The organism is Archangium violaceum Cb vi76, from assembly GCF_000733295.1.
Lineage (GTDB): Bacteria > Myxococcota > Myxococcia > Myxococcales > Myxococcaceae > Archangium > Archangium violaceum.
The window spans coordinates 18761-38054 of record NZ_JPMI01000260.1 but is presented as its reverse complement, the minus strand read 5'-3'; the positions used below and the strand labels follow the sequence as shown (position 1 = coordinate 38054).

Annotated in this window: 14 protein-coding genes; 9 read left to right on the top strand and 5 right to left on the bottom strand. The window is 68.2% G+C overall.

The genetic code is table 11. The features are described from left to right. Positions 1 to 623 precede the first annotated feature (623 nt). Both Q664_RS35890 and Q664_RS35885 read left to right on the top strand, forming a co-directional pair. Positions 624 to 1457 carry a hypothetical protein gene (locus Q664_RS35890; RefSeq protein WP_160174575.1) on the top strand — a complete coding sequence of 278 codons (834 nt, stop codon included), beginning with the start codon at positions 624 to 626 and terminating at the stop codon, positions 1455 to 1457. An 11-nt stretch (positions 1458 to 1468) separates the two neighbouring features. After that, positions 1469 to 3421, top strand: a complete 1953-nt coding sequence (locus Q664_RS35885) for a metallophosphoesterase family protein (protein ID WP_043406331.1) — start codon at positions 1469 to 1471, stop codon at positions 3419 to 3421. A 40-nt stretch (positions 3422 to 3461) separates the two neighbouring features. On the opposite strand, the gene Q664_RS35880 is transcribed toward Q664_RS35885, so the two are convergent. The 5 genes from Q664_RS35880 to Q664_RS35855 all read right to left on the bottom strand — a co-directional run bounded on the left by Q664_RS35880 (position 3462) and on the right by Q664_RS35855 (position 9016). After that, positions 3462 to 4028 (bottom strand): imm11 family protein, encoded by a 567-nt coding sequence (locus tag Q664_RS35880; RefSeq protein WP_043406361.1) that lies wholly within the window; start codon positions 4026 to 4028, stop codon positions 3462 to 3464. Positions 4029 to 4037: 9 nt separating this feature from the next. Then, positions 4038 to 5381, bottom strand: coding sequence for an AHH domain-containing protein (locus Q664_RS35870; protein WP_052519090.1), 1344 nt, complete (start codon positions 5379 to 5381; stop codon positions 4038 to 4040). A 177-nt stretch (positions 5382 to 5558) separates the two neighbouring features. Further along, on the bottom strand, positions 5559 to 7127 hold the full coding sequence (locus tag Q664_RS35865) for a S8 family peptidase (protein WP_043406324.1): 1569 nt from the start codon (positions 7125 to 7127) through the stop codon (positions 5559 to 5561). A gap of 291 nt (positions 7128 to 7418) precedes the next feature. Next, the gene (locus Q664_RS35860) at positions 7419 to 8054 is read right to left on the bottom strand and encodes a hypothetical protein (protein WP_043406323.1); all 636 of its coding nucleotides are present in this window, start codon (positions 8052 to 8054) and stop codon (positions 7419 to 7421) included. Then, positions 8054 to 9016 (bottom strand): fatty acid desaturase family protein, encoded by a 963-nt coding sequence (locus tag Q664_RS35855; RefSeq protein WP_052519089.1) that lies wholly within the window; start codon positions 9014 to 9016, stop codon positions 8054 to 8056. The genes Q664_RS35860 and Q664_RS35855 overlap by 1 nt, the downstream gene beginning before the upstream one ends. A gap of 120 nt (positions 9017 to 9136) precedes the next feature. Between Q664_RS35855 and Q664_RS35850 the strand changes: the two genes are divergently transcribed. The 7 genes from Q664_RS35850 to Q664_RS35820 all read left to right on the top strand — a co-directional run bounded on the left by Q664_RS35850 (position 9137) and on the right by Q664_RS35820 (position 19257). Next, a complete protein-coding gene (locus tag Q664_RS35850; protein ID WP_200883813.1) occupies positions 9137 to 11971 on the top strand; it encodes a CRTAC1 family protein in 2835 nt (944 codons plus the stop codon). Positions 11972 to 11979: 8 nt separating this feature from the next. After that, a complete protein-coding gene (locus tag Q664_RS35845) occupies positions 11980 to 12747 on the top strand; it encodes a hypothetical protein (protein WP_043406322.1) in 768 nt (255 codons plus the stop codon). A 110-nt stretch (positions 12748 to 12857) separates the two neighbouring features. Next, complete coding sequence (locus Q664_RS35840) at positions 12858 to 14561, top strand: GH3 auxin-responsive promoter family protein (protein WP_235217007.1); 1704 nt, start codon at positions 12858 to 12860, stop codon at positions 14559 to 14561. Further along, positions 14558 to 15745, top strand: coding sequence for an aromatic ring-hydroxylating oxygenase subunit alpha (locus Q664_RS35835; protein ID WP_052519087.1), 1188 nt, complete (start codon positions 14558 to 14560; stop codon positions 15743 to 15745). The genes Q664_RS35840 and Q664_RS35835 overlap by 4 nt, the downstream gene beginning before the upstream one ends. A 23-nt stretch (positions 15746 to 15768) precedes the next feature. Then, positions 15769 to 16146 carry a TFIIB-type zinc ribbon-containing protein gene (locus Q664_RS35830; protein ID WP_075207611.1) on the top strand — a complete coding sequence of 126 codons (378 nt, stop codon included), beginning with the start codon at positions 15769 to 15771 and terminating at the stop codon, positions 16144 to 16146. An 8-nt stretch (positions 16147 to 16154) separates the two neighbouring features. Next, positions 16155 to 17483 (top strand): MFS transporter, encoded by a 1329-nt coding sequence (locus tag Q664_RS35825; RefSeq protein ID WP_052519086.1) that lies wholly within the window; start codon positions 16155 to 16157, stop codon positions 17481 to 17483. A 157-nt stretch (positions 17484 to 17640) separates the two neighbouring features. Next, positions 17641 to 19257, top strand: coding sequence for a sensor histidine kinase (locus tag Q664_RS35820; protein ID WP_052519085.1), 1617 nt, complete (start codon positions 17641 to 17643; stop codon positions 19255 to 19257). Positions 19258 to 19294: the final 37 nt, after the last annotated feature.

Genomic DNA, 19294 nt, shown 5'->3' with positions numbered 1-19294 from the left:
TGCGCTCCCTCTCGGGTCACGCAGGCATTGTCTTGTCCGTGTCCTGGAGCGGGGACGGACGGAGGCTGGCCTCCTCGGGGTCTGACGGCCTGTGCATCTGGGATACCAAGAAAGGCCAGCTCCTGGTGAAGTGGAGGGTAGCGGGCCCGAGCAGCCTGGCGTCCACACCGAGCGGCTATTGTCTCTTCAACGGAGATCCTTCGCGCCACTGGTTGTCCGTGGCTCGACCCGAGCGGCCTGAGACGCTCCTCTACCTCCCCCTCCCTCGAATGCTGCGCTCCATTCTTTACCGGCCTGACAAGGTGAGGGCGGCGCTGGAAGGCAGGCCAGGAGACAGCAACGAGCTGGCAAAAGAGCTGGCCGCACGAGGCTGGTCAGGCGGCGAGCCCTGGGATGGCGAGTGTCACCACGTTCCTGAATCGGCTCCCAAGGCTTCGTCTCCTTCCCCCTCCGCTGAAGCGCTCCCCTCCTCCCCATTCCGGCCTGGCTCCGCGCTCGAAGACGACGGGCACCTCGTGGGCCGGGAGACCACCGTCCACGAGTTGCTCGCGCTGGTGACAGGACGCAGCCCGGCCATCCTCCTGGGCCCCCGCAGGGCGGGAAAGACATGGCTGCTGGAGCACATGTCTCACCGTCTCTCCGAGGCTGGGTACACAGTCCGCTACGAGTCACTCCAGGGACGCCCGCCCCGCTCCGCCGACGAGCTGGCGCTGCTGCTGGAGCCAGCGCTGGCGACCTCCACCCCGCGCGGCTCCTCACCTGGCGACAAGCTGCTCCGGGAGCTGGGCAGGCGCTCCCGGGCCAAGGCTCTCCGCCACGTCTACCTCCTGGACGAGGTGGGCGCGCTCGAGCGGGGCGACGAGACGCTCTTCCCGTGGCTGCGCGAGTTGGGCCAGCGCCATGCCGCCCTCGTGCTCGCGGGCTCGCACTGGGACTGGGTACGGATCATCCGCCGCGCCAACGAGGTCTGCCCCGGTTCCTCCTTTGGCAACGACTTCACTCCGGTCGTGCTCGAGCCCATCCCCCAAGAGGAGGCGCGCCGCTTCCTCACGGAGGCGGTCCCAGGTTTGGTCCCGGATCGCGTGGCGGACTGGCTCCTGGAACTGTGTGGCGAGTGGCCCTTCTACTTGCAGGCCATGGGCCACGCGCTGTACTTCGCGCGTGAGGCTGGCAACCTCAAGCCCTTCAACGACAAGGCCGCGCTCGCCGAGCTGTACGATCAGCGCCTGCTGGTCGGGCGCTCCGCGGTGTTTGAGGATCGCCTCCGAGAGTTCCCCGAGTCCGTGAGGAAGCTTCTCTTCACCCACCGCGAGCGGCGGCCGGAGTTCCACGCGCTGCCGCCCGAGGAGCGGACGCTGCTGGTGGACACCGGGCTGTGCACTGAGTCGGGCCGCTGGTTGACGGATCGACCGTTCTTTGACTGGCTCCGTCGCCGCGCGGAGGCCCTGGACCCGTGAGGAGCTGACACATGGCCACCTATGACGCCCGCCGCGGCTACGATGCGAACCTGACGGCCCGCGATTACACGGAGCTGTTGCAGAAGGTGCGGACGCCTCCCCCAGAAGGGGCGCTCTGGCTGGTGCTTGCGCCTCGCCGCTACGGCAAGACGTGGACGCTCCGGGAGCTGGAGCATCGGTTGGGCGCTTCAGCGTGCTACCTGGAACTGCGCCTGCCCAGCGACAAGAAGACCTGGTCCTCCAGCAAGAAGGTGAAGCCCGAAGGCTTCTGGCTCCTGGACGAGATCTCCGGCCTGATCGAAACCGGCGACGAGGCCACGTCGCTCAATGCCGCCCAGGCATTCCTCTCTCGGTGCGAGAAGCTACGGAGCGCCAGGACAAGCGTGATCCTCGCGCTGACGCCCCGGGAGTTGCACCATCTCCAGCGCGCGGATGGAGGCAACGGGCGCATCTCCTTCAAATCCATCCTGCGGCTCGACCCCCTCGCTCCCCCAGAGGCCGCGAAGCTGGCGCGGACTTCCGAAGCTCACGAGGTGCTGGCACAGGTGCCACCAGACTGGAGGCGAACCCCGTTCCTGCTCGAGCTGCTCTTCGAGGTGGACGAGCGGGCTCGGAAACAAGGCGTGCCCCTGGCGCGTAAGCTCCTCAAGACGGTGCTGGATGCCTCCGAGACCACACAGCATCGGTACTTCCACCATGTCTTCTGGGATGCCCTCACAGAGGGCCACCAGGGACTGCTCCACGCCATCGTGAGGAGCGAGGCGGTGGATTCCCGCTCCTGCGAGCCGCTGGTGGACGCAGGGCTCGTGGAGGAGGATGCCGCCACGGGGCGTCTTCGGATCGCCGACCCGGTGTTGGCCGCTCGCCTCTCTCCGTTGCGCATCCACCACCTCTCGGACATCCATGTCGGTCCGAAGTCCGCGCAGAGCATCGACGCCAAGGAGGCCGGATTGCTGGCCGAAGCGCTCGATCCTGGCCTCGTCCGCGAAAGCTACCTGTCCCACCTGGAGGGGCTGCGCAGGAGCGGCAAGGCACCGCACGTGATCATCATCTCGGGAGATCTGACGGAGTGGGCGACGAAGGAGCAGTGCCAGGAGGCGCGGAACTGGCTGGACCGGCTCCCGCCGTTGCTGGAGCCGCATGTCCTGCTCGGCGAAGATGCCCAACGGATCCTCCTGGTGGGTGGCAACCATGATGTCGACTGGAGCCAGACTCGCGGGGGGCTCCAGCCCGCTCGGCACCAGAACTTCGCCGACTTCTTCCACGGCTACGCGCACCCGCACCTTGAGGTGCCACCCGCCGACCGGAAGCTCGAGCCGATCGAGTGGCCGGATCTCGGCATCACGGTCCTCCTCCTGGGGACGAGTGAGCTCGGAGGGCAGATCGAGGAAGAGCGGGAGCACTACAATCTCCTCCAGGAACTGGCGAAGCTCCCGAAGGTGCCAACGAAAGAGCAGCGGGAGAAGGCCGATAAGCTCGCGACGGACGCGGCCCGCATCGATCCCGGGCTGGTGGAGGACAGGGACTTGCGCCGCGTCAGCACGCATCACTGGAAGGACAGCCTCCCAGTGCGGATCTCCGTCATGCACCACCCGCCCTCGCCGCTCCCCTCCACGGAGGTGGCGCGCTATTCGGGGCTGCTCAACGCGGGGGCCGTCAAGCAGGTGCTGATGGAGAAGGGCTTCTGCCTGGTGCTCTGCGGTCATGTCCACACCGGCTGGTTCGCCGAGGAACGATGGCTGAACCACTCCGGGGGACGCACGCTCCGCATCGCCGCTGCGCCCTCGCTGGGCAGCCGTGAGATTTCGGCGAACAACGGCTTCAACCTCGTGGAGGTGTTCCGTGATCGGGACCGGAATGGACTCCCCAAGTACCAGGTTCGGATCCGGCGCTACGTTCGCCAGGGGGATCTCGGATGGGAAGTGCACGCGGACCAGCTGGGTCCCTTCCTCCTGGGCGCGTGACCTTCCCAAGCGTATCTGGCTCGTCGCTGCTCGGAGCCCATCAGACCGCCTCGAACTTCACGCCCGTAACGCCCACGCGCTCCAGGGCCTCCTTGATATCGCTGGAGATGAGGAGGGGGCCTGGCCATCCGTGTGCGCGGAACACCTTGGCGTCGCCTGCCTTCGACGGGTCGATGCGCAGGTCACGCACGGAGGCGTACTGCCCGACCTTGTGGGGCAGTCCATCCTCGTGAGTCCAGAGTCGTATCCGGGACGCTTGCTCGTCGATACAGCGGATGAGCCGAGTGGCTACCAGGATGAGGTACGAGTCCGGCTGGCCCTCGATGTCCACGGGGATGAGCTGTACATCGCCGGGAGCCAGTTCCGTGAAGAGGGATGCGACCCTGACGTGGACGACCGGGACGCTCAGGCCCGCGAGGGTGAAGTCGAGCGCTCTCCCCGCGTGCTCGATGGGAATCTTCAACCTTCCCGCGATGCGCACGGGTTCCCCTGCTCTGAATACCCAAGGGTCGTCCAGCTCGCGCTCCTGGCTGTCCGTGGGATTGTCCAGGTGCCAGCGTCCAGGCACATGGACATCGTCGGACAGCTTGAAGAAGCGTTGGGGCATGAAGGACATCTAGCGCGGCGCTCCTCGAGTGACGAGTTGGTTGAGCTCCGTGCCGGGCGTGGCGATCTCCCTGGCCAGCCAGTCGAGTGCCCTCGTCAGCGCAGCCCGGCACTCCGCGAGACCGCGGCAACCTTGCATGGCTCCGTCCAGTTCTTCGAAGACGAGCTGATGGTATCGCTCGGGATGCGGCCCTTTATGGCCTTCGATAGGAACCGTGTTCTCCGCATCCTTCATTCTCATCCCGGCCCTGGCGAAGAGCTTCTGGAACTTCGGTGTCCACGGGCCTCCGCGTAACGTGGACTTGCTGTTCTCGATGGTGGCGATGTGATGGACATCCACGCGGCTGCCAGGTTTCGTTCCCTGGGCGGCCATGGCCGTCGCCCCCGGTGCCAGGGAGAGGGTGAGGGTCTCCGTGGTGATGGCCACGGTTCGCACCTCCGCGACCGCTGGTAGCCAGTAGCCTCCCTGCTCCGCGGCCCTCACTGCCGCGGGTGCCGAGCCAGGCAACGTCGGCACCTTCGTCGCCAGCCCCACTGCCGTGTTGCCAAGGGCCGCGGTGGCCAGCATGGCGAACGCTCGTGCCGCGTTGCGTCCCATGACCTTGCCGTACCGCTCGCCTGTCTCGCGCAACTCGTTGAACGTGGTGGCCCGGTCCGCCTCGTCCATCAGCCGCTTGAAGCCCACGATGAGGCCCCAGAAGGTGTCGATGCCCACATAGGAGATGAGCGTGGCGGTCATGACGGCCGCGAGACCCTTGGAGACCGTCACGTCGGGAATGGAGAGGAGGACCATGTACGTGGTCCAGGTCCAGAGCACCGCTGCCACCATGGCGTGGGGGTCGGCCATGTCCTTGAACGCCTCCAGCATCTCATCCAGGACGGCGCCCTTGGCGAGGGCCAGGGCCAGGGCGAATCGGCCATCGCCGTTGACGAGGGGGCTCTCCGTCAGCAGGCATAGACAGTCTCCGGTCCTGCCGGTGCGTCCACACCAGCGCAGGTAGGCGCGCGTCAATTCCACTTCCGCGGCGGGTGGCTCTTCCTCGAGGTGCTCGCCCGGTCCGAGCGGAATGATGCGGCGGTTGTGGTGCTCGTATGTGTACGAAGCGCTGCGCGCGTCCACCTCGAAGAGCCGCCGGGCGGCCTCCTGTGGCCGGACAGGAATCCGTGAGCTTCTAGCCAGCTCCACCACGGCTCCCTGGAACTCGTCTTCGTTGAGTTCCACCGGCTCGACATCCGCGAGCGGGACATGGACGAGGAGCCTGCCTTCTCCCGTGTCCAGGCGCACGGTGCGAGCAGTGGTGGTACACCCGATGAGAGGCATCCATAGCAGGGCCGCCAGCAGGAGCCCTCCCATCCGCGAACAAGCGCGTGCACCTTGGGGACGCGCATCAACAAGACTGCTGGACATACCTTTCCTCCGTCAGCGGGCCACTCGCCCACCGCCCGCGCGCTCCACTCTTGGAACCTGAAACGACAACGGAGCCCCGGTGCTCCGGGACTCCGTTCTCACCTCACCGTCCGCCTGGCGTGTCTACTGCCCGAGCAGCTGGGGAATGGCCTGGCGCAGGTTGGGCATGGGGCCGATCTGCTTCGTGCTGGAGGCCTGCGGCGTGCCGGTGGCGCGCAGCAGCGCACGCAGGGCGCGTGGCTCCAGCGGACCCTTGCCGGTGGCGTTCGCGATGCCCTGCAGGTTGGCCACCGCGCCCACCACGATCGGCGCCGCGCTGGACGTCCCGCTGAAGTTGCCCGTGTACGACTGGTTCTCGCCCGCGCTGGACAGGTCTCCGTAACCCAGCGTCACGACCTTCTCGCCCCAGGCGTGCACATCCACGCGGCTGCCGTGGTTGGTCCAGCACATGGGCGCATGCGTGTCCGCCGTGCCCGCCGCCACCAGGATGGCACCCGAGTCCCGCACCGAGCGATCGAACGCACCCCGGTACGCCGGCGAATCCAGGTTCACGCTGCCATTGCCGGCCGCCTCCACCACGTGCACGCCACTGGCCGTGGCCTGCGCGATGGCGTCGAAGTTGGCCCGCCAGTACTCCAGCGGCACCTCATCGCACTGGCTCGTGTTGCACGTGCAGTCCTGCGTGCTGCGCGGCCCCTTCGCCTGCAACTGCAGCAGCACCACGCCCCCCTTGCCCACCGCCAACGCCGCGCGTGTGATGGCGCTCGCGATGCTCTGCCCGGCGATGCCCTCGTGGCCCACCTGCGCCCCGTGCGAGATGCCCGTGACGCCGTAGCCGTTGTTCTGCCCCACCATCACCCCCATCACCGCCGTGCCGTGGTTGCGCCAGCCGATGTCGTTGTATTGCACGCCCCCCACGTGGAAGAAGCTCGGGAGATCCTCGTGCGCGCCGTTCCAGGCGCCCTCCACGTCGACGATCTTCACGCCCGTGCCCGTGCCCCCCGGCACCGTCCAGGCGTAGCGCGCGTCAATGCCTCCCGGAGCCGCGTCCAGGTAGCCCTGCAGGCCCTCGTAGCCCACGCTCAGGGTCCCGGCCTGGCCGGACACCCCGAGGCCGAACCACGCCGGCTCCGTCGTCGCCTCGGCGTAGGCGATCTCCACGCTGTCGAGCGCGTTGAGCCGCGTCAGCAGCCCGTTCACGTCCGCGGCGATCGTCCCCGGCTTCAGCGGCACCTCGAAGTACAGGTCCAGGTCCGCCATCTCCTTGCCGCTGCGCTCCTCGGCCAGACGCTTGCGCTCGGCCAGCGTGAGCTCGTCCTGACGGAAGAGGCGTCCGGGCGGGCCCATGCGCGGCACGTCCACGAGCACCCGCAGCGTGGCCAGCAGGTCCACGTACAGCTTGAGCTCGGAGAGCCCGTGGCGCGACATGCGCCCCCGCTCGTCCGGGTTGCGCTCACCGGACAGCACCTGCATCGCGCCACCACGCACGCGCACCCGGGTGCCCTCGTGGAACTTCACCACCAGCCGCTGCACCGGCGTCTCCGGCTCCAACTCGGGACTGGTGGGCTTCACGGTGGGCAACCGCGGATCCAGCACCCGGATGCTGCTGGCCTGGGCGGCGGGCGCCGCCAGCAGGCACAAGCCCATCATCCACGTACGGGTTACGCGATTCTTGAGAAACGAGACCTTCATCTTCCGTCCTTCCAGGGGTGAAGGGGAGATACGGCCATGACGGTGCGCTACGGGTGGGGGGCCCGTAACCTCCCCGTCACCGTCACGTCGCTAGCCTGCCATGCTCGTTTGACGCACAGTGGCAGGCTACCGGGTTCCTAGAATTTTTCGTTGAATGCAGTATTAGCAGATATTCTCTGGAACGGAAACAGGACGGTGAAGTCGCGGTTTACTTTTCTGGTCGGGTAAGCGGCTCCTTCACCCGCCCAGAAGCAGGCCTTCTGAATCCGGAGCCGTCGGGGGCGGCGGTGGCTACAACGCGAATCCGAGGGCCACGGCGATCAGCCCGCCCAGTCCCGCGTACAGGGGAATGTTGCAGGCCAGGGTGATGCGGTTGATGCGGCGGAAGCGGGCCTGCTCCTCGTCGGCGAACCAGATGCCCTCCTCACCGGTGGTGTGTCCCGCGACGGCGTGGAAGAAGAGCGTGGCGTACAGCACCTCGACGATGAGGCTCACCAGCACGAGGGCGATGAGGGACAGGGCCCACACGTCCAGGGGCGAGGGCGGGCCGTCGCGGCGGAGCTGGTACCCGGAGAGGCCGCCGAGCAGCAGGGCGATGCACAGCACGTCATGGCCGATGCCGTATGGGGGCCGCCAGTTGTGCGAGACGTAGAGCATGTAGAGCTCGGCCACGCCGCGCAGCCACATGAAGGCGCCGAAGCCGCCGAGCACCAGGCGCAGGTCCGGGTGCACGGCGGAGTCGAGCGCCACGAGGGGACAGAGGAGGAACCAGAGGAAGATGGCGTAGAAGAGCCAGGCGAGCTTGGGCGGGGAGATGCGGCCACCGCGAGCGGCCTGGACGTTCTGCCTGCGCCAGAAGACGAAGCCGAGCAGGACGGACAGCCCCAGCAGGGCGAGGATGAGGACGCGGGTGAGGGGGGCGAGCATCAGGGCCGGCGCGGGGGGGGATAGAGGTCAGGGTAACGCAGGAGGTACCAGTCCCGAAGGCGGGGCAGGTGGTGCAGGGACACCTGGGGATGCAGGTGGTGCACCACGTGGCAGCCCACGTGGAGTGGCGCGGTGAGCAGCCGGCCCATCCATCCGAGTCCATGATCCGAGGTGCAGGTGAGCACGTCACGCAGGGTGCGCCCCCGCACCGTACGGGGCGTGTGCTCGGCGAGCAGACGCCACGCGCACAGGCCCGAGGCCAGCAGGAAGGGCAGCCCGTAGCCGAGCCCTATCGCCGAGGGCCAGCGCAGGGCGGCGGCGAGCACCGCGAGGTGGAAGAGGACCTGGGCGGACTCGGCGCGGGCGCAGCCGAGCACCTCGGCGTCCCGGGTGAGCGCCTCGCCGGAGCGATCCTGGAGGAAGAGCCGCGCGTAGGGCGTGCGCAGCGTGGGGATGAGCCAGGCGAGCAACCCGAAGGGACCGCGCAGCACCCAGAAGGGGAGGATGGGGCAGACGCGCAGCCACACGACGAGCTGGCGCCAGGGGCTCGCGGGAGGACGCCGGTATGGGTCCGAGGGCAGGCCCGCGTCGCGGTGATGGCGCAGGTGGTGGTAGCGCATGGCCTCCATCGTGGTGGCGACGGGGAGGCCGGCGAGCAGCTCCAGCAGCCGGAGGGCGGGGCCCTTGTGGCGCCAGGGCAGGTGGATGGCGTCATGGAGCACGACGCCGAGCGCATGCAGCCGGCCGGCGATGAGCAGCGCGAAGAGGGGAGTCAGGGCGGGCACCCGCGCCAGGCCCACCCAGCACAGGGAGATCCACACCCACTGGGTGACGGCGAGCCGCAGGAGCCCCAGCGGGGTGGCGCGGCCGAGCAGTTCCGGAGGGACGGGAGCGCGAAGCGGGATGTGTCCGGAGTTCGCGGTGGGGGACGCGCACGAGGAGGGAAGCATGAGGAGCGACATGATGGTGGGCAGGCTCCAGGGGGGTCATGCAAGCCCCCCGCCTGTCCTGGACAGAGGGACGGGGGCGTTGCACTCTCGGCGCGCGCTCGGAGGCGCGTCCCAATGAGAGCTGAGCAGGCAATGGCACATCCGGCGCCGGTGGGCACCGGGTTGCGAACGGCCCCGCGCGTCGAGCGCTGGGGCTGGGTGTGGCCCCGGTGGAACGACCCGCGTATTCCCTTCGCGGCCATCCTCACGCTGTACGGCGTGCTGGGCTTCTCCTTCTTCGGCTTCAACCGCAACCCGTGGCAGATGCTGGCCATCGTCACGGCCGGCAGCGCGCTGGACGCGGGCCTGGGCTGGCTGCTGCGCCGCGAGAAGGTGGTGCCCCTGAGTGGCTACATCTCGTGCTGCTCGCTGGCGCTGCTGCTCAACTACTCGCACTCGAGCTGGCTGTTGTTGCTGCCAGTGTGGCTCACCATCGGTTCCAAGTACGTGCTCACGTTCGAGGGCCGCCACGTCTTCAACCCGTCGATGTTCGGCGTGGCCACCTCGCTGCTCTTCACGCGCGAGCTCATCACCGCGGCGCCGGCCTACCAGTGGGCCAATGGCGAGGTGGCGCTCTCGGCCTTCATCGTCATGGCCGCGCTGGTGCTCTTCTTCTTCCGCGTGGGCCGCACCTGGCTGGTGCTGAGCTTCCTCTTCTTCTACGCGCTGCAGACGGCCCTGCGCGCGTACATCCTGCGTCACCACCTGCCGCCCGAGGTGCTCTTCCTCGGCACGCTGGGGGCGCCGGCCTTCTTCATCTTCACCTTCTATATGATCACCGATCCGGGCACGTCGCCGAAGACGCCCCGGGCGCAGGTGCTCCTGGCGCTCGCCCTCACGTTGGTGGACCTGGTGCTCCACCTCAAGGAGAGCGTCTTCACCTTCTTCTACGCGGCCCTCACGTGTGCCACGGCGCGCTTCCTCTTCCTGCACGGACGCGCCCTGTGGCGGCGCGGGCCTCGCGCGTACTTCGCGGGAGTCTTCTCTCCGGGGCCCTTGAAGCGCCTGGCGGCGGTGGGGGGACTCGGCGCGGCGATGGCCGCGGGGTACTTCCTCGTGGTGGCGCCCTCGGTGCGATCACGGCCGCTGCCCTTCCACATGGAGCGGCTGGAGGCCTCGCACACGGGGCTCGGCTCGACGATGGGGGACGTGCTGTTGAAGGTGGACCCGCGCGTGCTGCACGTGGCCAAGTGGGTGCTGAGCGTGGGCGATGCCGTGGCCACCGGGGACTTCGACGGAGATGGGAAGCTGGATCTCTTCCTCACCCATCCGCTCAAGTCGGACGAGCACCGCGCCGCGCTCTACCGCAACGTGGGGGACCTGCGCTTCGAGCGCGTGAAGGTGCCCGTGTTGGAGCACATCGCCGCGAGCTACACCACCGAGGGCGCGGCCGCCGGTGGAACCTTCGTGGACTACGACGGGGACGGTGACCAGGACCTGGCGGTGGCGGTGGCCTTCGGGCCCTCGAAGCTGCTGCGCAACCTGCTGCGCGAGACGGGCACCGCGACTTTCGAGGATGTCACCACGCGGGCCGGTGTGGGGGACCACTCGGTGAGCATGGCCGTCACGCTGCTCGACTTCGACCGGGATGGGCACCTGGACCTCTTCGTGGCCAACGCGCTCACCACGCACCTGCCGGACTACGCCACGCCCACCCCGTTCAACTTCTTCGAGCTGCCACCGCCCGAGTATCCCGGGGACCGGCGCATGCTGCGCTTCTTCCACAACGGTTGGCACAACGCCGACAACGGTGGCCTCAACGTGCTCTACCGCGCCCGGGGCGATGGCACCTTCGAGAAGCTCGACTCCGTGAAGCTGGGGCTGGACGAGACGCGCTGGTCGCTCGCCGTGAGCACGGTGGACCTGAACCAGGACGGGTGGACGGACCTGTACATCGCCAACGACTTCGGCCCGGATGAGCTCTACCTCAACGAGCAGGGCAAGCGTTTCCGCCGGGTGGTGGGGAAGCTGTTCGGGGAGATCGGCAAGGACACGTACAAGGGGATGAACTCCAGCGTGGCGGACTTCGACCGCAACGGGTGGCTGGATGTGTACGTGTCCAACGTGCACCACTCGCTCCAGGCCGAGGGCAGCCTGCTGTGGATGACGTACCCGGGGAAGGAGCCTTTCGTCCCCAAGCTCGAGGACGAGGCGACGTTCCGCGGTGCGCTCAACGAGCGGCGTTTCGGCTGGGGCGCGGCGGCGGGGGACCTGGACAACGACGGGTGGCCCGACATCGTTCAGGCCAACGGGCACATCGATGACCGGTTGGATCATCTCTACGACTCGGGGCGCAAGGACTACTGGTACGTCAATCACAAGCTGATGCAGTCCGGCCCCGAGGTGCACACGTACGCGGACAAGTGGGGCGACATCCGTGGGCGCACCATCTATCCGAACGAGCCTCGCCGCGCGTACCTGAACCTCGGCGACGAGAATCCCGGCCACTTCGTGGACGTGGCGAAGGAGCTGGGGCTGGATGACCCGGACAACTCGCGCGGCGTGCTGCTCGCGGACCTGGACGACGACGGGGACCTGGATGCCGTCATCTCCAACCAGCATGGGCCCGCGTCCGTGTACCGCAACACGCTGCGCGAGGGCGCGAGCAGGGACGCGGCGCACTTCGTGGGCCTGTCACTCGTGGGGGATGGACGGCGCACGGCCCGGAGCGCGGTGGGAACGCGGGTCGTCGTGTCCTACGAGGAGGGTGGAAAGCGCGTGGAGCAGGTGCGGGAGGTGGGGCTGATGGGGGGCCTGAGTGCCTCGGCGGATCCCCGCCTGCACTTCGGGCTCGGGAGGCATGCGGGCCCCGTGACGGCCTCGGTCCACTGGTATGGCGGCGAGGTGCAGACCGTGCAGCTCGAGGCCGATCGCTACCACGTCCTCTCGCAGCCCGCCGTGACCGCGAGCCTGCGCGGCGGCCAATAGGGAGTCCGATGCTCTCCGCCTTGAAGGGAGCCACCGTTTCGCGCGAGTCGCTCACCGAGAACCAGCGTGCGCAGATGCTCGCGTTGATGCAGGTGTGCTACGCGGGCGTCAGCGCCGAGCGCTTCGCGCGGGACCTGGCCGACAAGCAGTATGTGATCCTCCTGTCCGCGAGACGCTCGGGCGAGCTGGTGGGCTTCAGCACGCTGCGCGTCTCGGAGGAGCAGGTGGAGGGACGGGCGGTGGAGGTCGTCTTCTCGGGAGACACCGTCATCCACCCGGACTATTGGGGACAGAAGGAGCTGCAGGTGCGCTTCGGGCGCTTCATGCTCGCGCGCAAGCTGCGCCACCCGATGCGGCCGCTGCTGTGGCTGCTGTTGAGCGCGGGCTACAAGACATACCTGCTGGCGGTGAACCACTTCCCGCGAACGGTGCCACGGCACGACTGGGAAGCGCCGCCGGAGCGGGTGTCCTTCCTGCGAGCACTGGCCGGGCGCTGGTTCGGCGAGCAATACGACGAGAGGAAGGGGACGGTGCGTTTCGAAGGAGCGCACTACCGGGTGAGGGATGGGGTGTCGCCGATAGACAGGGAGGCCGCGGCGCATCCGCACATTGGGTACTTCGCGAGGAACAACCCGGCGCACGTGGAGGGGGAGGAACTGGTGTGCCTGGCGGAGATCCGGGCGAGGGATCTGCTGTGGGCGCTGACGGAGCTATCGATGAAGCAGGTGCGGTTGTGGACGCGTCGAGGCCTGAAGCTGATGGGAGTGAGGGCATGATTTCCCCTCTCCCCTCGGGAGAGGGACGGGGTGAGGGTGCCTCGCCTCACAGGTTGAACCCGTGTGAATCCCCTCTCCCTTTGGGAGAGGGTTAGGGTGAGGGTCTAGGGATGTCCGTGTTGCTGTCCTCGCGGAGGATGCTCTCGGGGCTGATGGCGGCCCAAGGACCGGCCGCGTTCCTGTTCCACCGAGCGCTCCAGCGTCCCGAGGAAACCCAATCCGAGAACCTCGCGCGGATCCTCCGGGCCACGAGGGACACGACCCAATCCAAGAGGGTCCCCGGCTTCTCGAATATCCGCACCGCCCGCGAGTTCCAGGAGGCGGTTCCCATCTCCACGCCGGACTCGGTGCTGCCGGATATCGAGGCGCTCAAATCAGGGACGCCCTACGTCCTCACCCGGGAACCCGTGATCCGCTTCGAGCCGTCGGGAGGCTCCTCGGGGGCGTCCAAGTACGTGCCCATGACGCGGGGGCTGCTCGACGAGTTCCATCGGGCGCTCGCGCCGATGCTGTTCGATCTGCTGCGCTCGCACCCCACCGTCCGCGAGGGCCCGAGCTACTGGTCCATCTCGCCGATCGGGCGCAAGCAGGGGAGGACGGCCGGGGGAATTCCGGTGGGGAGCGTGGAGGACTCGGCGTACTTCCCGCGCTTCCTGCAACCGGTGCTCTCGCGCGTGTTCGCGGTGCCTGGCGCGGTGGCCCGGCTGCCCGATGTCGAGTCGTGCCGGTATGTGACGCTGTGGTTCCTCGTGGCCTGTGAGGAGCTGGCGCTCCTGAGCGTGTGGAATCCGAGCTTCCTCACGTTGCTCATGGATGCACTGGAGCGGCATGGGGATCGGCTGGCGGAGGATCTGGAGCGCGGGGTGTGCAGGCCACCCGTAGACCCTCACCCCGACCCTCTCCCAGAGGGAGAGGGAGGAGTGGGCACCGTGCTGGCTGGGATGCGGTTTTCTCCCCGGCCCGAGCGCGCTCGCGTGCTTCGCGAGGCCCTCCGTTCCGGGCTCCAGGGACGCATGCTCTGGCCCCGGCTCGCGCTGCTCAGCATGTGGACCGATGCCCAGGCCGCGCACTCCGTCGCCCCCGCCCGCCGCCGTTTCCACGGTGTCGAAGTCCAGGGGAAGGGGCTGCTCGCCACCGAGGGCGTCGTCACGCTGCCCCTCTTCGACGCCCCCGCCCCCGTGCTCGCTGTCCGCAGCCACTTCTTCGAGTTCCTCGACCCCGAGCACCCCGAGGCCCGTCCCCGGCTCGCTCATGAGCTCGAAGCCGGCCGCACCTACTCCGTCCTCCTCTCCACCTCCGGCGGCCTGCTGCGCTACCGCATCGGAGACCTCGTCCGTGTCGAGGGCTTCCACCACGCCACGCCCTGTCTGCGCTTCCTGGGCCGGGCCGATGCCGTGAGCGATCTCGTGGGAGAGAAGCTCGCCGCCACGCGCGTCTCCACCGTGCTCGAATCGCTGCTGCCCACGGTGCTCGGTGGTCCGCGTCCGCCGTTCGCCATGGTGGCTCCCGAGTGGGAACCCCACGCGCCACCGGCCTACCGGCTCTTCCTCGAGACCGACGTGCCCGAGGAGCGCCTGCACGAGGCCGCCCAGGCTCTGGAGCGCGCCCTGTGCGAGGGCTACCACTACCGCTATGCCCGCGAGCTCGGCCAGCTCGGCCCCGTGAGCGCGCTCCGTGTCTCCGAGGGCACCCGCCACTACGAGGCCCGCTGCATCACGCTCGGCCAGCGCGCTGGCGACATCAAACCCACGGATCTCCATCGCCAGGCAGGCTGGACCGCCTGGTTCTCCCAGCAAGGACCGAAGCACCCATGAGGAACCCACTCGAAGCCCCGAGCCTCGCGCTCGTCACGACGCCCGCCGTGGACCTCGAGGCCGAGGCCGACCTCACCCGCTGTGGCGCCCTCAAGGACTTCTGGTACGTGGCCTGTCTCTCCACCGAGCTTCCCAAGGGCAAGCCGCTGGCGCGCACCCTCCTCGGGACGAACCTCGTGCTCTTCCGCGACGAGCACGGCCGGCCCGCGGCGCTGCGCGACCGCTGCCTGCACCGCAATGCGCGCCTGTCCGCGGGCGACGTCTTCCACGGCCGCATCGGCTGCCCGTACCACGGCTGGACGTATGACGCCTCGGGCGCGGTGGTGGAGGTGCCCTCGCTCGGGCCGAGCCAGTGTGGCGAGGCGCTCGATGCGCAGGGCCATGCGCGCGCGGGCCTCCAGGTGCGACCGTGCGACCTCGGGAAGCTCCAGCGCTTCGACACACTGGAGCAGGACGGGCTCGTCTACGTCTTCATGGGCGGAGACGCGAAGCGTGTCCGCCGCCCGGCCTTCCGAGTGCCGTACTGGGGCCAGCCCGAGTGGACCGTGTACTTCATGGTCACGCGCTTCCCCAACGGGGTGACGAACCTGGTGGAGAACTTCATGGACGTGCCGCACACCGTCTTCGTGCACCGGGGGTGGTTCCGGGACCCGGCGCGCAAGCGGGTGCCTGCCCGGGTGAAGCGCGCGGAGGGGAGCGTGCTCGTCACCTACCAGCAGGAGCAGGACACGGTGACGGGGCTGGGCCGCATCTTCAACCCGAGTGGCCTGCCCATGGTCCACACGGATCATTACTTCATCCCGAACATCACCCGCGTGGATTACATGTGGGGCGATCGCAGCGGCTTCGCCATCAACTCGCAGGTGACGCCGATCGGCCCCACGGACAGCCTCGTCTACACGGCCATCAGCTACCGGCTGCCGTATGATCTGCCGCGCTCGCTGGTGGCGCGGGCCCTCATGCCGCTGGTGCGCTGGTACACCACGCAGGTCATCCGCCAGGACGTGGACATCATGAAGGTGCAGCGCGAGGGCCTGATCAACGGTCCCGGAGGAGGCGTCTTCGCCGGCACCGAGGCGGACCTGCTCCACGCGGACATCGAGGCCTACCGCCGCTGGCTGCTCGAGGGGGGACACGGCGAGGGCCCCACGGACGAGGAGCGCGGCATCGTCTTCTGGATCTGAGCCCTGATACCGTAGGCGGCATCATGAACTGCCCACGCTGTGACAAGGTGATGACCCCCGTGCGCCCGGAGGAGGTGGAGGCGCAGCAGTGCCCGCAGTGCGAAGGTCACTGGCTCGAAGGGGAGGACCTGCGGCGGTTGGAGTCCACCGTGAACGTGCGGTTCATCGAGTGGCGCAAGTTGCCGGCCGAAGAGGTCCAGACGCGCGAGCTGGCCTGTCCCCGGTGCGAGCCCCGCCAGGCCATGAAGAAGGTCCGCAGCGAGCGTGACCGTCACGTCCTGCTCGACGTGTGCGAGCGGTGCCACGGCGTATGGCTCGACGGCGGGGAGCTGCGGGCCATCCAGGAGATGGGCTTCGTGAGCGCGCTCGCCGACGTGTTCCGTTTCGTCACGAAGGACTGAGGGCCGAGATGTCCCTGGAACCCTCCGGCCTCGCGTCCCCGTCCGCCGAGTACTTGTCCACCGCCGAGCCGGGCGTGCGCCAGCGCCTGCTCTCCATCTTCGGCGGCTCGGTGGGCAACCTCATCGAGTGGTACGACTTCTACATCTACTCGGCGTTCTCGCTGTACTTCGCGAAGTCGTTCTTCCCCCACGACAACCCCGTGGTGGAGCAGCTCAACACGGCTGGAGTCTTCGCGCTCGGCTTCCTCATCCGCCCGGTGGGCGGTTGGTTGATGGGCCTCTACGCGGACCTGCGCGGGCGCCGTGCCGCCCTGTCCCTCTCCGTCACGCTCATGTGCCTGGGCTCCTTCATCATCGCCCTGTGCCCCACGTATGAGCGCATCGGCATCCTGGCCCCCATCATCCTGATCCTCGCCCGGCTGCTCCAGGGGCTCTCGCTCGGCGGCGAGTACGGCACCAGCGCCACCTACCTCAGCGAGGTCGCCACGTCCCGCCATCGTGGCTTCTACAGCTCCTTCCAGTACGTCACCCTCATCATGGGCCAGTTGCTCGCCACGGTGACGCTGCTGGTGTTGCAGCGGCTGGTGCTCACCGGCCCTCAACTGGAGGCCTGGGGCTGGCGCATCCCGTTCCTCTGTGGCGCCGCGCTCGCCGTCTTCGGCTTCTACATGCGCCGCAACATGGTGGAGACCGAGGCCTTCCAGGCCGAAGCGGCGAAGAAGACGGGGCACCACCCCATGCGCGAGCTGCTGCGCCACCCGAGGGAGATCGCCCTCGTCGTCGGGCTCACCATGGGTGGCACGCTCGCCTTCTACACGTACACCGTCTACATGCAGAAGTTCCTGGTCAACTCGGTGGGCCTCACCCGGGACCAGTCCACGCTCATCTCCGTCTCCTCCCTCTTCTTCTACATGTTGGTGCAGCCGGTGTTCGGCCTGCTCTCGGACAAGATCGGCCGCAGGCCCGTGCTCCTGTGGTTCGGCGTGATGGGGACGCTCTGCACCGTGCCGCTGCTCACGGCGCTCACGCGCACGCGCGATGCCTTCACCGCCTTCCTGTTGGTGCTGGCGGCGCTCGTCATCATCTCCGGCTACACCTCCATCAACGCCGTGGTGAAGGCAGAGCTCTTCCCCGCTCGCATCCGGGCCCTGGGGGTGGGGCTGCCCTACGCGCTCACCGTCTCCATCTTCGGCGGCACCGCCGAGTACGTGGGCACCTGGCTCAAGCTGGCCGGCCATGAGACGTGGTTCTTCTGGTACGTCACCGGCTGCATCCTCTGCTCGCTGCTCGTGTACGCCTTCATGCGTGACACGCGGCAACACCACCGCTTCGACTGAATCCGGAACAGTGGCGTTGGCGGACTTCAATCCGGCTACTTCGTCCGTGTTGAAGGACACACCCGCCAGGTGTTGGGTTTTCCACAGTTCTGATTTCAGGCACTGCCGCATCCCGGGAGGGAGTGCAGATCAAGACGGCATGCTTCCTACCGGTCTCTTGTACGAAGAGAAGCGTCTGCAGGCTCTTCGTCGGTACGACATCCTCGATACGCTCCCCGAGTCCGAATACGACGACATCGTCCAACTGGCGGCGCAGCTGTGCGGTGTGCCCATCGCGCTCGTCAGCCTGGTGGACCGGGACAGGCAGTGGTTCAAGGCGAACGTGGGCCTCCCCGGTGTGCGCGAGACGGAGCGCTGCGTGTCGTTCTGCACCTTCGCCATCGAGCGCGAGCACGTGCTCATCGTCGAGGACGCTTCCCAGGATCCGCGCTTCGCCGCCAATCCGCTGGTGGCCGGTGCCCCCTACATCCGCTTCTACGCCGGGGCTCCCATCCTGTCCGACGATGGTTTCACCCTCGGCACCCTGTGCGTCATCGATCGCCAGCCGCGCGTGCTCGACGAGCAGCAGCGCCGCAACCTGCTCGCGCTCAAACGGCAGGTGGAGCTCCTCCTGAAGCTGCGCCTCCAGGTGAAGCAGACCGAGGCCCGCAACCGCCAGCTGCTCGAGTCCTCCGGAGATGCCGTCTTCCTGCTCGACGAGGCGGGGCGGATCATCGAGGTCAACCCCGTGGCCGAGCGGCTGCTGGGGCGCGCCGCCCCCTCGCTGTTCCACACCTCCTTCGAGGCGCTCGCGCCGGAGCACGAGCGCGAGCCGCTGCGCCAGTCGCTCGAGGCGCTGCTCTCGCGGGGCACCCTGCGTCTGGAGAACCTGGGGCTGTGCTCTCCGCGGGGTGATCGTTTCGCGCTGGACGTCGTGGCCTCGCTCCAGGAGGTCGGCTCCTCCCGGCGCCTGCTGCTCGTGGGGCATGATCTCACCGAGAAGCGGCGGCTGGAGCAGCAGGGCATCCAGAACGAGCGGCTCGCGTCGGTGGGGGCGCTGGCGGCGGGCATCGCCCATGAAATCAACAACCCCATGGCCTACGTGCTCTCCAACCTCGGCTACCTGCAGGGCTGGAGTGAGGACCTGGAGCGGCAGTTGAAGGGAACGCCCGGCTTCCCGGCCCCTCTGGCCGACCTCTTCACCGAGGCGAAGGAGGTCATCGCCGAGTCGCTCGAGGGCTGCAATCGCATCCGGGACATCGTGCGTGACATGAGCTTCTTCTCGCGCGCGCCGGACAACGCGCTGGCGCCGGTGAACGTCAACGGGAGCCTCGACTTCGTGCTGCGCATGGCCCACTCCGAGCTCAAGCGCACGGCGACGCTGGTGAAGGAGTACGCCAGCGAGCTGCCGCCCGTGTTCGCCTGCGAGAGCCGGCTCAGCCAGGTGTTCCTCAATCTGATCATCAACGCCATCCAGGCCATGCAGCCCGGCGCGCCGCAGCGCCACACCCTGCGGGTGCGCACCACGCGTGAAGGCGGCTTCGTGCGCGTGGACGTGTCGGACTCCGGCCACGGGATTCCTCCCGAGGTGCTGCCGCGCATCTTCGATCCCTTCTTCACCACCAAGCCGGCGGGCTCGGGCACCGGGCTGGGGCTGTCCATCAGCCACTCGCTGGTGCAGAAGATGGGCGGGCAGCTGCGGGTGCGCAGTGAGCAGGGCGTGGGGACGACCTTCAGCCTCCTGCTTCCCCTGGGCGAGCCCGCTGCCGAGCCCCGGGGCGTGCTCGCTTCCTGAGCAGGGGAGGAGGTCTCTGTTTCCGGGGCGGGTTGCG

Excerpts from the sequence above, each read along its gene's own strand:
- Q664_RS35890 (WP_160174575.1), top strand. The coding sequence starts at position 624 with ATGTCTCACCGTCTCTCCGAGGCTGGGTACACAGTCCGCTACGAGTCA.
- Q664_RS35885 (WP_043406331.1), top strand. The coding sequence starts at position 1,469 with ATGGCCACCTATGACGCCCGCCGCGGCTACGATGCGAACCTGACGGCC.
- Q664_RS35880 (WP_043406361.1), bottom strand. The coding sequence starts at position 4,028 with ATGCCCCAACGCTTCTTCAAGCTGTCCGACGATGTCCATGTGCCTGGA.
- Q664_RS35870 (WP_052519090.1), bottom strand. The coding sequence starts at position 5,381 with ATGGGAGGGCTCCTGCTGGCGGCCCTGCTATGGATGCCTCTCATCGGG.
- Q664_RS35865 (WP_043406324.1), bottom strand. The coding sequence starts at position 7,127 with ATGAAGGTCTCGTTTCTCAAGAATCGCGTAACCCGTACGTGGATGATG.
- Q664_RS35860 (WP_043406323.1), bottom strand. The coding sequence starts at position 8,054 with ATGCTCGCCCCCCTCACCCGCGTCCTCATCCTCGCCCTGCTGGGGCTG.
- Q664_RS35855 (WP_052519089.1), bottom strand. The coding sequence starts at position 9,016 with ATGTCGCTCCTCATGCTTCCCTCCTCGTGCGCGTCCCCCACCGCGAAC.
- Q664_RS35850 (WP_200883813.1), top strand. The coding sequence starts at position 9,137 with ATGGCACATCCGGCGCCGGTGGGCACCGGGTTGCGAACGGCCCCGCGC.
- Q664_RS35845 (WP_043406322.1), top strand. The coding sequence starts at position 11,980 with ATGCTCTCCGCCTTGAAGGGAGCCACCGTTTCGCGCGAGTCGCTCACC.
- Q664_RS35840 (WP_235217007.1), top strand. The coding sequence starts at position 12,858 with ATGTCCGTGTTGCTGTCCTCGCGGAGGATGCTCTCGGGGCTGATGGCG.
- Q664_RS35835 (WP_052519087.1), top strand. The coding sequence starts at position 14,558 with ATGAGGAACCCACTCGAAGCCCCGAGCCTCGCGCTCGTCACGACGCCC.
- Q664_RS35830 (WP_075207611.1), top strand. The coding sequence starts at position 15,769 with ATGAACTGCCCACGCTGTGACAAGGTGATGACCCCCGTGCGCCCGGAG.
- Q664_RS35825 (WP_052519086.1), top strand. The coding sequence starts at position 16,155 with ATGTCCCTGGAACCCTCCGGCCTCGCGTCCCCGTCCGCCGAGTACTTG.